General features: G+C 52.9%; 13 protein-coding genes. 5 read left to right on the forward strand and 8 right to left on the reverse strand.

Features of this window, described 5'->3' with window-relative positions:
* Nucleotides 1-7: 7 nt before the first annotated feature.
* From VMT71_12195 to VMT71_12220, 6 genes are all read right to left on the reverse strand, one after another.
* A complete protein-coding gene (locus tag VMT71_12195; protein HVN24725.1) occupies nucleotides 8-1,048 on the reverse strand; it encodes a DUF4325 domain-containing protein in 1,041 nt (346 codons plus the stop codon).
* A 159-nt stretch (nucleotides 1,049-1,207) separates the two neighbouring features.
* On the reverse strand, nucleotides 1,208-2,878 hold the full coding sequence (locus VMT71_12200; GenBank protein HVN24726.1) for an FAD-binding protein: 1,671 nt from the start codon (nucleotides 2,876-2,878) through the stop codon (nucleotides 1,208-1,210).
* A gap of 56 nt (nucleotides 2,879-2,934) precedes the next feature.
* Entirely contained in the window at nucleotides 2,935-3,171 is a 237-nt protein-coding gene (locus tag VMT71_12205) for a ferredoxin family protein (protein HVN24727.1), read from the reverse strand.
* Nucleotides 3,172-3,383: 212 nt separating this feature from the next.
* On the reverse strand, nucleotides 3,384-4,673 hold the full coding sequence (locus tag VMT71_12210) for a TRAP transporter large permease (protein HVN24728.1): 1,290 nt from the start codon (nucleotides 4,671-4,673) through the stop codon (nucleotides 3,384-3,386).
* Nucleotides 4,670-5,179 carry a TRAP transporter small permease gene (locus VMT71_12215; GenBank protein ID HVN24729.1) on the reverse strand — a complete coding sequence of 170 codons (510 nt, stop codon included), beginning with the start codon at nucleotides 5,177-5,179 and terminating at the stop codon, nucleotides 4,670-4,672. The genes VMT71_12210 and VMT71_12215 overlap by 4 nt, the downstream gene beginning before the upstream one ends.
* 27 nt (nucleotides 5,180-5,206) lie before the next feature.
* Nucleotides 5,207-6,232 carry a TRAP transporter substrate-binding protein gene (locus VMT71_12220; GenBank protein ID HVN24730.1) on the reverse strand — a complete coding sequence of 342 codons (1,026 nt, stop codon included), beginning with the start codon at nucleotides 6,230-6,232 and terminating at the stop codon, nucleotides 5,207-5,209.
* A gap of 378 nt (nucleotides 6,233-6,610) precedes the next feature.
* Here VMT71_12220 and VMT71_12225 point away from each other — a divergent pair, with 378 nt between their 5' ends.
* Genes VMT71_12225 through VMT71_12240 form a run of 4 tightly spaced genes read left to right on the forward strand, consistent with a single transcriptional unit; the run spans nucleotide 6,611 to nucleotide 9,930 of the window.
* The gene (locus VMT71_12225; GenBank protein HVN24731.1) at nucleotides 6,611-7,342 is read left to right on the forward strand and encodes an ABC transporter ATP-binding protein; all 732 of its coding nucleotides are present in this window, start codon (nucleotides 6,611-6,613) and stop codon (nucleotides 7,340-7,342) included.
* Nucleotides 7,342-8,103, forward strand: coding sequence for an ABC transporter ATP-binding protein (locus tag VMT71_12230; protein HVN24732.1), 762 nt, complete (start codon nucleotides 7,342-7,344; stop codon nucleotides 8,101-8,103). The genes VMT71_12225 and VMT71_12230 overlap by 1 nt, the downstream gene beginning before the upstream one ends.
* A 3-nt stretch (nucleotides 8,104-8,106) precedes the next feature.
* Nucleotides 8,107-8,982 (forward strand): branched-chain amino acid ABC transporter permease, encoded by an 876-nt coding sequence (locus VMT71_12235; protein ID HVN24733.1) that lies wholly within the window; start codon nucleotides 8,107-8,109, stop codon nucleotides 8,980-8,982.
* 6 nt (nucleotides 8,983-8,988) lie between these two features.
* Nucleotides 8,989-9,930 (forward strand): branched-chain amino acid ABC transporter permease, encoded by a 942-nt coding sequence (locus VMT71_12240; protein HVN24734.1) that lies wholly within the window; start codon nucleotides 8,989-8,991, stop codon nucleotides 9,928-9,930.
* A gap of 117 nt (nucleotides 9,931-10,047) precedes the next feature.
* Here the strand turns inward: VMT71_12240 and VMT71_12245 are convergent, their stop codons facing one another.
* Entirely contained in the window at nucleotides 10,048-10,920 is an 873-nt protein-coding gene (locus tag VMT71_12245; protein HVN24735.1) for a hypothetical protein, read from the reverse strand.
* Between the two features lie 93 nt (nucleotides 10,921-11,013).
* Complete coding sequence (locus VMT71_12250) at nucleotides 11,014-11,832, reverse strand: hypothetical protein (GenBank protein HVN24736.1); 819 nt, start codon at nucleotides 11,830-11,832, stop codon at nucleotides 11,014-11,016.
* A 166-nt stretch (nucleotides 11,833-11,998) separates the two neighbouring features.
* Here VMT71_12250 and VMT71_12255 point away from each other — a divergent pair, with 166 nt between their 5' ends.
* Nucleotides 11,999-12,928: a TIGR01777 family oxidoreductase gene (locus VMT71_12255; protein ID HVN24737.1), complete on the forward strand. Its 930-nt coding sequence runs from the start codon at nucleotides 11,999-12,001 to the stop codon at nucleotides 12,926-12,928.
* Nucleotides 12,929-12,939: the final 11 nt, after the last annotated feature.

The following is a 12,939-nucleotide window of genomic DNA, read 5'->3' on the forward strand; positions in this document are numbered from 1 at the left end:
GCGACGTTCACTTCTCACTGACGTGACGTATCATGAAGAGGACGTTGGGGCTTGCGTTCTTGGCGACAACCTTGATCCCGGGATGTTGAGATTGCCAGACGCGGAAGATTTCGTCGGCAAAACCCTGGCCGATGCTGTTTACTCCCTTAAAATCAAGCTCGATTGTTTTAAATGAGTCGAGTCCCGCAATGATTCTGCGGGCCTGAGACCTTGAAACATAATCAACTCCCGCGCGGTAGAGCTTCACCAGAACAGTTGTCTTACTGAACTCCAGTGAGTCATCCGTGTAACTCCTGAACACATCATCAAGCGCTTTACTTGAGCGAGTGGCGATAGAGAATAAAACTTTAGTGCCCGCAACCAACCTACCGTCAGTCACGTACAGGTCGTCGTTCCGGTTATCAAAAACAAGCTTCTTTTTAGAACTGCTGATAATAAGCGAGTCGGCCACCTTGGATGTAAAGAAGATCCCCTCGCCGCTGTGAAATTCGGGAGCGGTTGTCTGCTTTCCCTTGAGAAGATCCTGCACTGCCTCCAGATGATCATGAAGCCCCTTCTTTTGCATGATATTCTGAAAGATGCCGATACCGTGGTCTGAAACCACGAACTGGACTTCTAATGGAGTCTTCTTGACGACCGTGTCTATTACATCTGACTGTGAGTGTTCAATAGCGTTATTGAGCATTTCCGTGAAGGCATAGTCGAGTATCGCTGCGACATTCGGAGCCATTTTTTGGTAAATGCCGCTCTCATTCTTTATCTGCTGCAGAACAGTGTGCTCCGAAAGATTTTTGTTGCGAAGTATTCTATGCACATATAGCCTCTGCGCGTTTATGCGATCCCGCGTCAGGCCCTCGAGGAGTATATAGTGGGCCTGGTTGGCCTTCCCCACGAGGGCAATTGCCCCTTCATCTTTCAACTGCTTGAAGAAGCGCTGCACGTATATCCTTGAAAAGCCGGTCCTTGCCACAATGTCTCGGACGCTAAGGCTGCCCTTCTTGTTCAGGATGTCAAGGATAATGGCTCGCAGGTCGGGCTTCGTTTTCATGGCTCTTGTTTACAACTTCAGTATAACTCTCATTTCATGAGTTGTAAACAAGTTGTTAACAGTGATACATAGCCCAGAACCGCGAGTAAGCCTTCCGGCTCCGGGAGAGGCACTGAGGAAGTCCTCAGCGCAGGCAGAAACGCCCTCTCAAGGGCAGCCCTACCTGCGGTCGCGCCACTCGATGCGGATCTTGCCCTTCTCCTGCTTGATCGTGATGAACTTATCCTGTAGCAACGGGTTCGTAAAGGTATAATCAGACCGCACGTGAAGCGCTCTGGTTTCTTTTCTTTCCAGGGCCGTGAGAAGAATCAGTTCACCGCACTGCATCAGGTCGATGGTCTCCAGGCAGCGCATCAACGTGTGGGAATCTTCCGCTTTTAAGGTTTCAACCGCTTTCTTCTTTAAATCTCGCAGGTACTTCAACCCCGCGGAGAGCAATGTTTCAGATCTGACCGCGGTGCCTGCATAATCATTCATGATCTGCTGCAGGGCGAGGTTTGCCTCTTTCCAACCGGGGCCCTCTTCTCTGGCCATCAATTGGGAGCAGAACCGCATGCGTTCTTTCACGAGAGGGTTGTTTGTGATATCTGGACGCTGCCGTATCTTCTTTGCCCTGCCTGCAGCGCTTCCGCCTGCAATCCATCCGAACGTTGCCGCACCGGCAATGTCTGCCCGGAAATTGCCGACCGGATCTCCTGCCGCAAACAAGCCTGCGATATCGGTTTCGCCATTCAGATCAATCTCGACACCTCGCCCGATGAGGAAAGGCTCGTACTGGGCGAATTCTACCCGCCGTCTGCGAATATCGATACCATCCTCTTCCATGAACTTTAACATCGCGGTGTTGCCTTCGTGCTCCAGGCCCCTGAGCATGTATTTTAAATCGCTTTCGGCGATACCTGTGCAATCCATGTACGTGGGGCCGCGCCCTGACTTGTACATATCGGTGAACACCGAGTTCCATACGTCAGCGGTAATGTCCCCGAGTTCCTTGGTTGGTTTTGTAACAAAGGGGCCTACGGGTTCGCCCTTGGTATCATCAAGCACTCCTATCCAGGTTGCCTTACCGGCGCGCGCAAAGTATTTTGGCCCGGCATGTTTGTTCGGGAACTCCATATTGACCAGCTTTGCTCCGGCACGAAACGCTATAGCCTGTGCACCCCCGGTGCAACTCGGACAGAACGCGGTATTGAACATCCATCCCGGACTGATCGAGGGATACAGTCGGTTTGCTGTCCCTGTGGCCAGAACAACCGCTTTTGCGCGAATAAGCTTGAGCACAGGAGTTTCATCCTTAATGCTCAGACCTACGGCGCCAATCACTTCTCCGTTGTTGACAATGACGTCGATGACGGGCAAATGATTTTCTATCCGCACACCACGCTTCTTCGCCTGCGCGGTCAGCACCAGCTTCTGATTGGCCCCTTCGTATTTGAGAAAGACACGCGGACGGCCCGGGAAGGCGTGGCCGATAAATTCCCACTTCCCTGTAGGCTTCATCGAAATGCCCCAGCGTTCCCAGTCCTTCACGCGGTCGAATGAATGCTCAAGAAACTTAACAGTCATACAGTTATCATGGTAACCGCCAACAAGGCTGTTGCGGACTTCCGTGACGATAGGCGTCATATCCGGCCCATGGATCGATGGGATGTAGCAGACGAAATGGTCGTTTCCCGTGGCTCCGGAACCGCTCCGCTTCGTATTCGCTTTCTCGGCCACGACCACACGCACGCCCTGATCTGCAGCATTAATTGCTGCCATCAATCCCGCAATCCCGCCTCCCACCACCAGCACGTCCGTCTCGATTGCTTCTTTATCAATATCAATCATTTCTTCCTCCGTGAATGTGCTCAATCAACGCTTCCCGGTCAAAGATTCACCGTCAGCTATTTGCGCTTTGGAGTAGCTGCTTCTACATGAAGCATCATGGCGGGAAGTGGAAGCCGCAGTCGTATGGCGGACTTTGGGCAATCCAGGACGCAGGCGTTACAGTGCCAGCATTCCTCAGGATACTTGACCAGCGGTGAGACTCCTTTTCCCATAGATCTGTACACATGCGTGGGACAGATGTCCGCACACGTTCCGCAGGCGTTGCACTTCTTCTTATCAAGAATCGGTGGCATATTCCCTCCTATAGCAAATTGCCTTCAAGCGTATGCCTTGTTGTTGCTGTGTCACTATGGTTTAAATCCTAATATCGAATATCTAAATCCTAAACAATCTCAAATATCAAATCTCCTAAACTGAACCCGGGAAGCTGGTATTGTGTCTTGAATTTTGGTCATTCGATATTGTTTAGGATTTCGACATTAGGATTTGGAATTTGTCTTTTCATTCACCGCATGGTTTTGGGAAGCCACAGCGCAAGGTCCGGGAAGATCATCACCAGCGCGGTTGTCACGAAGATGGCGACGATTAAGACGGACGTTCCTTTGTACACCTTCATCAAATCAACATGCGCTGTGGCACTGACCACAAAAGCGATCATCCCCACAGGCGGAAAGACGAGCCCCATGGCCACCATCAAAATAGAAAGCACCCCGAACCAGACTGGATCGAAGCCCACCGACGTGACCAGCGGGAAACTCAGGGGCAACGTTAGAAGAAGCAGAGGAATTTCATCCATGAACATGCTGATGACGAAGTAGACGACCGTAATGCCGATGACGATAATCCACCGGTTGAGATGCATTTCGGTCACGTGTGCGACGACGTCTTGCGGGATCTGGCTCAGTGTCATGTAATAGCCGAAGATATTGGCGCCGATCAGGATAAGAAAGATCATTGCGGACGTCTTGATCGTTTCTTTCAGGGCCTCGATGGCTCCCTTCCATGTGAGGCGGCCCATGGCAACGCCGATTGCCGCTGCCATGAATGAGCCGACCGCGCCGACTTCCGTCGGGGTGGCAACGCCTGAGTAGAGGAGGGCCAGAACAATAACGATCAACAAAAGGCTTGGCCAGATGCGGCCGATACTCCCCCATCGCTCCCTCCAGGGTACCGACTCCGTCTTGGGAGCGTGTGAGGGACTGACGGTCACCCAGATGATAATGGACAGGGCCAGCAGGATGCCAAGGACGATCCCGGGAACCACGCCCGCCACGAGCAACTGCCCGATGGAGGTCTGCGTGGCAATGCCATAGATCACCATGGGAACACTGGGAGGAATCAGAATATCGAGTGTCGCGCCTACGCCTACCGAGCCTGCGGCCAGCTCTTCGGAATAACCGAAACGACGCATGTTCGGCATAGCGATATTCGACATGACCGCAGCCGCTGCCACACTCGCTCCGGACATAGCTCCGAAAATCCCGCAGGCAAAGACCGTCGCAATGGCAAGGCCGCCCCTGATCTGGGATAGCCAGTTGGAGGCAGCTGTGTAAAGGTCTTTAGCGAGTCCGCTCGACGATGAAAAGTAGGCCATCAAGAGGAACATGGGGATGGTTGTCAAATCATAATTGGCGACCGCGTTTACGGGAACGGTCCTCAGGAAGACCATGACGATGCCCCAGTCCCCCTTCACGAGCCAGATGCCCAGGATGCCTGCTCCGGCAAGGGAGAAGGCGATCGGGATCCCCAAAATAAGCAGTAACAGCAGCGAGATAAACGGAAGAGCAACGATCATAGGGTAGGGGTCTCATCCTGAAAGAGGGCAGACTTGCCTTCCTTTACTCGAGGAAGATCTTTTAGCATCAACAGACACATAAGGATCAATCCGATCGGGATCACGATGAGCCCCGGCCACAGAGGCATCCCCGGCAGGGAGGCCAGGGTCGTGCCATGCCGAAGCGTGCGGACCAGCTGCTGGATCGAAGCAAAGACAAGAACCGCCCCGTAAAGAATAGAAAAAATCTGACCGCAGTAGTTTATGGGAACCTTCACTTTCATGGGCATGCGATCCATCAGGATGCCTACACGGATGAAGGCCCCCCCTCGATAAGCGTAAGCAACTCCCAGGAAGATCGTAATGAGCATGAAATACTTTTCTGTGAGCTCGTACGCTCCGGTGATCGGACGGCCAAAGAAGTACCGTCCGATTGCGTCCGCCGTGGTGAGACACATCATAATAAAAATGGACAGGACGGCGACATAGGTCAGCACTCTTTCACAGTGATAAAGGAATTTCTCCATCCGGATACTCTCTTTCCGTGTGAACCGCTACTTCTTCTCCGCCATCTTGTTCAGCACGTCAAGCACTTTCTTGCCCGGCAGTTTCTTGGCCTCCAGCTCGGCGGCATACTCATTCTTGATCGGGACAAGCAGGCTCTTCCAGCGAGCCATCTCAGCGGTCGATAGCGTGATGTACTCAACACCATGCTTCGCTTTTACCTCGGCTTCAGCCTCGGTATCAAACTTGTCCCAGGCCTTGCCCGTGAAGTCGACGGCCCACTCGCCTGAAAGATCCGTAAGGACCTTTTGAACCTCGGGTGTTTGCGAATCCCAACTCTTCTGGTTCATGATGACGTAAAAGAGGTCGTGCCCCAGGTCTACATCAGTGACGTACTTGGTCACTTCGTAGAGCTTCCGTGAAATCAGGAGTTCGCTCGGACGGATAAAGCCGTCGATGGTTCCCTTCTCCATGGCCACATAAATGTCGGGAGTCGGGATGGTCACGGGTGTAAAGCCAAGGGCCTTGGCGACTTTGACCATCGTAGCTCCAGAGACGCATATCTTAAGGCCTTTCAGGTCTTCGAGGGTGCGGACGGCTTTCTTGCGGGTCATCAGTTTAGCGCCTGGTGTGGCGTGAAGCCAGAGCATCTTCACATTCGGATACTCCGCCTTCACTTCGGGGACCGTTTTGTAAAGCTGCCACATCGCCCGCGAGCAACTAATACTCGTCGGAAACCCCATCTCGGGCAACATCAGGAACTCCGTCAGCGAGAAACGGCCCGGGACGGCAAAGGTGTAGCATTCCGTGAGATCAGAGACGCCCGACACCGTGGAGTCATACATTTCACTCAGGGGAGACATCGTGTTTGAGAAATACATTTTGATCTTGATCGCCCCCTTCGTGCGTTCATCAACCATCTTGGCCCAGGGCTCGAACACATTGGTATTGCGGAGGTGCTTCGGCGGTGTCATCAGATTCAAGCTCAAATCTTTTGCCGGAAGATTGCCGGCGAAGAACGTTACCAGTGCAAAGACAAGTAATACTGCTACCCACAGCTTCTTCAGTGATCCCATGTACCCTCTCCTTTCTTCTACTCTTTTTACCATCCGGCCTGAATGCAAAGCGCGACTACAACAAATCACAAAAACAAAAAAATTCTGGTGAAAGATGCCATACCGGTTGAGAACTGTGGTTCTGACCAACCTTTATCCTTACCACTACCATCTGAGAGCGTCAAGCTATTTTCTTAATTGCACGCCTTTTCTTGCCACCCTTTTTCTGTTGACATGCCCTCCATTACTGTTAGAATCAATAGGCTCATTGCGAAAAGAAGGAGTAGTGTACGCTTTTCCTTACTGATAGGGCATCCACATACTGCTTTGTGTTGGTCAAGCTCCATGCCTGGAGATTCTGACACAGAGAAGAATTGAGGCGATCAAGAAGGCCTGACTGTGGCTGATATACTTGTCGTTGACAATCTGACAAAGTGGTTTGGCAATCTCGCCGCCGTAAGCGAACTCTCCTTCAATGTGGTGCAGGGAGAGATTCTGGGCATGATGGGTCCCAACGGCGCGGGGAAGACAACAGTGTTTAACCTCATAACCGGCGCCTACACTCCTACAAGCGGCCGCATCACGTACGAGGGCAAAGACGTCACCCATCTCTCAGCAGCGCGTCGGTGCCGTCTAGGGATTGGCCGCACCTACCAGATCCCTCGCCCCTTCGAAAACATGACCGTCCTGGAGAATCTTCTCGTCGGTGCGGAGTATGGTGGCCAGCTCAAAGGCAGGGAGGCTCGCGCGCTTTGCGCTGACGTGCTTGAGTTTACGGGTCTTACCGCCAAGAAGGATCTTTTCGCCGGGAAGTTGATGCTTCTGGATCGTAAGAGGCTCGAGCTCGCCCGCGGCCTGGCCACGAAGCCTTCCCTCCTTCTCATTGATGAAGTCGCGGCAGGATTGACTGAGGCCGAGGTTGAGAGACTTCTGGAGGTCGTTAAGACTATCCAGAAAGCCAGCGTAACCATAATCTGGGTGGAACACATCCTCATGATGATGAACAAGGGAGTGGATCGCCTCCTGGTCATCAACGCCGGACAAAGGCTCATGTGCGGTGATCCGGCGGAATGCATGGGGTCAAAGGAAGTTCAGGAAGTTTACCTGGGGGCGGAGACGGAGGAAACCTGATGGGGAAGAGCATCCTCAGGGTGGATAAGGTCGACGTCCACTACGGTGACTTTCGCGCCCTCTGGGATGTTTCGCTTGACGTGGAAGAAGCCCAGGTTGTTTCAATCATTGGTGCCAATGGAGCCGGAAAATCGACGTTGCTCAACACCATTGCGGGCGTGAAAAAACCTTCCCGCGGAACGGTTCAATTCAAGGGAAAGACAATCAACGGAGTAGCGCCCTATCAGACAGTAGTTGAGGGTATATCCCTGGTTCCGGAAGGGCGCCGGGTCTTTCCCCGTCTTACCGTGCTCGAGAACCTGGAAATCGGGTCATATACGCCTAAAGCACGAAGGCGGAAGAGGGAAGCCCTTAGCAAGATATACGAACTCTTTCCTATCCTCGACGAGCGTAAATACCAGCTCTCCAGCACGCTGAGCGGTGGCGAACAACAGATGCTCGCTATAGGACGTGCGCTGATGTCATGGCCACAGCTCATCCTCTTTGACGAACTCTCTCTGGGCCTCGCGCCGGTCGTCATCAAGCAGATCTATCAGAAGGTGAAGCAAATCAATGTCGACGGCATTACGGTGCTGCTCGTGGAACAGGATATACAGCGAAGTCTCAAGGCCGCGCACAAAGTCTACGTCATGCAATCGGGAAGAATCCGCCTGGAGGGGCGGCCTGAAACCCTTAGCCAGGAAGAGATTCGGGAGGCTTACTTCGGTTTGGGAGGTCTCAATGCGAAAGATCCATCCGGGAAGGACCCGCTGAAAGGCTGAGCAATGCTTTCCGTGCTGGCCGGCCTTAAAAATCCAATCATGAATGGCCTTCTTCTGGGGGGCTTGTATGGAATCGTGGGTATCGGCATGTCCATGATCTTTGGGATTGTGCGTGTTGTCAATCTTGCGCACGGCGACCTGGTGATCCTGGCGAGTTACTTGAGTTTTGTGATGCTTTCTATTTTCGGAGTCAGTCCCCTCCTAACGCTGGTGCTCGTCATCCCTGCCATGTTTCTCATCGGCTTCATCATCCAGTATTACCTCGTGAATCGTGTCCTGGGCAAGGATATGAACCCTCCTCTTCTTGTTGCCTTCGGACTCTCCATCATTTTGCAGAATCTCCTGCTGCTGATCTTTACACCTGATGCCCGTACCTTGCTCACAGACCTCTCGATAGCTACCCTTCCCGTCGGCGGTTTTCTCAGTATCCCGGTGGTGTATCTGGTCGACTTTGTTGTAGCGCTGGTGACCATCTTACTGCTCAGTCGTTTTTTTACCAGGACCTATCTGGGAAAGGCCATCCGCGCAGCCTCTGATGATGAAGGAGCGGCTGAGCTCATGGGAATCAACCCGAAGAGGATCTACGCATGGGCCATGGCCATTGCCGGGGGGACAGCCGCGATTGCAGGGGTACTCGTCGGCATGACGTTTACGTTTTATCCTCATACGGGTCCCGACTATCTCATTATCGCGTTTGGCGTGGTGATTGTGGGTGGGTTGGGTAGTCTGCTGGGAACGTTCCTGGGAGGATTGATCCTCGGGCTTGCGCAGCTTGTCGGCGCTCACTTTCTCGGCCCTGGATTTCAGCTCATCTCCGGTTACATTATCCTCTTGATCGTTTTGGCCCTAAAACCCACGGGACTTTTTTCTAAAGGGTAAGACTGAATGGCATCTTCGTTTCTGCAGAAACTTTTCGGCATCGTGATCGTCGCTCTGGCGCTGGCCAGTTTCCCTTTCTGGGCATCCCGTTACTGGGTCTTGATTGTACTCCTCTTCTCGTTGAACCTCGCCCTTTCGCAGATGTGGAACCTTCTTGCAGGTTACTCAGGGCTTATCTCTCTCGGTCAGCAGGCATTTGTCGGCCTCGGGGGCTACACGCTGGCGGTTTTCTCCATGTATTACGGGTTCCCCATCTGGCTGAGCGTTCTGATCGGAGGCGCGGTATCGGTTCTCTTTGCTCTTCTCATTTCCGCACCCATCTTCAGGATGCGAGGCGTCTACTTTGCTATTGGCACGTGGACCGTGGCCGAGACATTGCGGATTCTCTTCAGTAACTGGAAATATGTCGGCTACGGCATGGGGCTCTTTGTAAAACCTGCGTACACGCTCTCGTTCAACACCATCTTCTATGCAGGGCTGGGAATGGGCGTTGCCTCTGTCCTGGTTGTCTATTTTATTCTACGTTCCAAGCTGGGCCTGGGACTCATGGCCATGCGGGATGACGAGACCTCTTCGGAAACGATGGGCGTTGACATTTTTAGGACCAAACTTGCCTGCTTTGTTCTGGCAGCGGGCGTGACGGGCGTGACGTCAGGCGTTCTCTATCTTCACAACATCTTTATCCAGCCCTTCAGTGCTTTCGGGATAGACTGGACCGTCAGGCTGGTTTTTATCACCATCATCGGCGGGATAGGCACTATCGAAGGGCCGATCGTCGGCTCGCTTATTTATGTCATTCTCCAGCAATGGCTCTCAGAATATCCGAGTGTCAGTCTCCTGATTCTCGGCGTAATCGCCATTGCGGTGATCCTGGTCGCGCCCAAAGGTATCATGGGTACCATCCAGGAGCGGCTCGGCTTTGAAATCCTTTCACCCCGCAGGAAGTAGCCTTCTCTATGCGTTTATCCGGCTACTGTCCCCAACGAAGGCGCGAAAGCACCATACCGCGAAGCACCAGGTAAGCCTGGCGTCGTATCAAGGTTCTCCTCGACCATTCCAGCCGAGTCACGTTGACTGGGTGCCCTGAAAAGTCTTCACCTCCTTGAGTTTGCAGTAGAGCGTGTACAGGACGACTTTCTGAAACGGCAGATAGAACCCCAGAAACACAGCAAGGAAGCAAAAGCAAAGCATCTCCCAAAAATGGGGGCCGTAGATGCCGAACATGCCATACGGATAATGCCCGGTGAAAGAAAAGAGAAATGTCCCGAATATCCAGTAGAAGGGGAGGCCTGCGAAGATCAACCAAGGCAGTGTGAAGACAATAGTAAGGGGTAGGAATTGCATAGAGATCAACTGCCCGAATACTTTTCCCCACAAGCCCCTCACCAATTCCCTGCTTTCCCACAGAGATGAGAGAGGTGTTCCCTCCTCCCGCTGAAGGGCAAAGACAAAAGGGGTGAACTGATACCACACCCAAAAGACGGCGCCAGGGATCAAGAGCATGCCGGCATTCGAAACGATGAAGCTACGGCACAGTTCCACCCAAAAGAATCCGCGCAGTCTTTTTCGCGCTTTCTTGACCGCGTCCCAGGGGCCTATTTGATCATCGGCAAGGACATACACGTACGCCAGTTCAAGGAGGAGATACAGCGCAAGGCCGAAGACTTGAACGAGAAACCAGAGGATGAGACAGATGACTGCAGCGGCGGCGAGAAGCGCGACAATCCATTTGGGTACTACATACAGCAACCAGACAAAGAACAGACCGCTGTACTCACTCGTACCGCCTATAGATCGAAGGGCATCGGAGATGATCGACAGCGCAACGCAGGCGGCGAGAAGGAACGCGATGTGCATGGCGTGCGGCAGATAGGAGACGCAGTTCAGCATGGTCAGGGGCAGGAAACGCCTTTTATAGAGATCCCACGACCTTTTCAATAGGTCGGTACAGACCCGCATTCTCGCTGACCAGGATAAACGGCGCACATGAAAAAAGCATGGCAGCTATGGCACCGGGGACAAGGAGCATACTCATTCCCAACCGATGCACAAAGCCATCAGTGCGATAAGCCCGAAGTACGAACCAAAACGGTCTAGTGCCCTGGTCAAGCTATCTGCGAGATTGAGCTCCGAAAAAGAGAGCGCGGATACAAGAGCTGCCTGCGTGTAAACCGAGACAAAAAGGCACGCCGCGATACCCAGACCAACCACGGCAATTATTGATGAATCGAATGGATACTCCTCGGAGAAAAACTTGTGCACACCGATACCGGATGCAAAAATGCCGGTGAGCATCAGAAACAATAGTGAAATATACGTGAGTGGATAGAGAGGCCAAAATCGTTTGTAGAACGTTGTGAGCGTTCTCTTTAAGGCGCTGCAGACCCTTGGTATTCCGTTCCCCTCCTTTGTGGCCCGATGCCTGCCCGCAGCCCATAACCTCTCGAAAAATCGGCTCGCAGGCTCATTCGGTGCAAGCACTATCTGCCGTGAGGAACTGCTTTGCGTGTCCGGGGTTTCCGGTTGTTCCTCACCGGCTTCTCTGAAATGTGCGTCAATTATGTCTTTGATGTTTGCGTAACAGTGTTCACAGAGTATGACATGAAAACGAGCCTCCTGCCAGGTACCGCAATGCGGGCACATGATCTTGCTCATATCAATTTTAGCCTGCTCGGGCAGATTAAATTTCCGGTCTATAGGGAGAATAGTCGGTCTTTCTGGAGGCTGCAAGCGGAATGTGCTCAGTGTGACCTCTTTAGCTCTTATTAAAAGTTCAGTAATGAGTGTAAAGGGAAACGCCATCTTATCCCATTTGCCGAGGTCCTTATAAGGAGATGTGATCAACGGCATCGGCGTGTCACATACTACCGGGGAAGGAGACGTGAAAAACCGCGAGTTGCTTCTTATATTAAAGGGAAGAATGCAGAGGCAACCCTGTAAACATCAAGGGCTACAACCAGAAAGATCGGTCTCTGCATGGCTCAATCAAGAAAAGGGAGGATAAGGGGAGGGGCTCGTGAAAATCTTGATGACCGGTGGAACCGGATTTGTAGGCTCTTATCTTAGTGACCGGCTGATTAAAGCCGGGCATGGCGTGACGATTCTTATTCGGTCTGAAGAGGAATCAAAGGGCGCGTCTGCAGGCGTCTCTTTTCTGCAGGGCGATCCCACGCAGAGAGGGCCATGGCAGGAAGCTATCCGAAATTATGACGCGGTGATAAATCTCGCGGGTGCGTCGATATTCACCAAATGGACAGACGAGCAGAAGAAAGCGATACTCGACAGCAGGGTCAGCACGACACGCCATATCGTTGAGGGCATTGATCCGACGCGGGCTAAAGAGTTTACCCTTTTGAGTACATCCGCGGTCGGCTATTACGGTTTTCACGGAGATGAGGAGTTGGTTGAAGACTCGGCCCCGGGTAGCGATTTTCTGGCAACAGTCGCGGTCGCATGGGAAAAAGAGGCTCTTGCCGCCCGGGAGAAAGGTGCACGGGTGGTCATAACGCGCTTCGGAATCGTTCTCGGCGCCTACGGAGGCGCGCTTGGTCAGATGCTTCCACTCTTCAGGAAATTTGTGGGAGGACCCATAGGAAACGGCGCGCAATGGTTTTCATGGATTCACGTGGCGGATCTCACTGAAGCCTTTCTCTTCCTTCTGAGGCACACCGAACTTTCAGGAGCGGTCAACGTCTGCTCGCCGCAACCGGTCAGGAACAGGGATCTTGCCAGGGCCATCGGCAAGGCCCTGCATCGCCCGTCGTTCATGCCGGCCCCGGGATTCATGGTAAGGCTGGTCCTGGGAGAATTCGGCTCGGTTATCCTCAAGGGGCAGCGGGTGTTGCCCCGCCGTCTCATGGAGGCTGGTTTCGTCTTCCAGTACCCGGAGATCGGGAAAGCGGTAGAGAATGTAGTGCGCCAGGAGGAGGAGAGAAGAAGGCGCTGAGCCGGGTGAAA

Source organism: Syntrophorhabdales bacterium (genome assembly GCA_035541455.1).
Taxonomy (GTDB): Bacteria; Desulfobacterota; Syntrophorhabdia; order Syntrophorhabdales; family WCHB1-27; genus JADGQN01.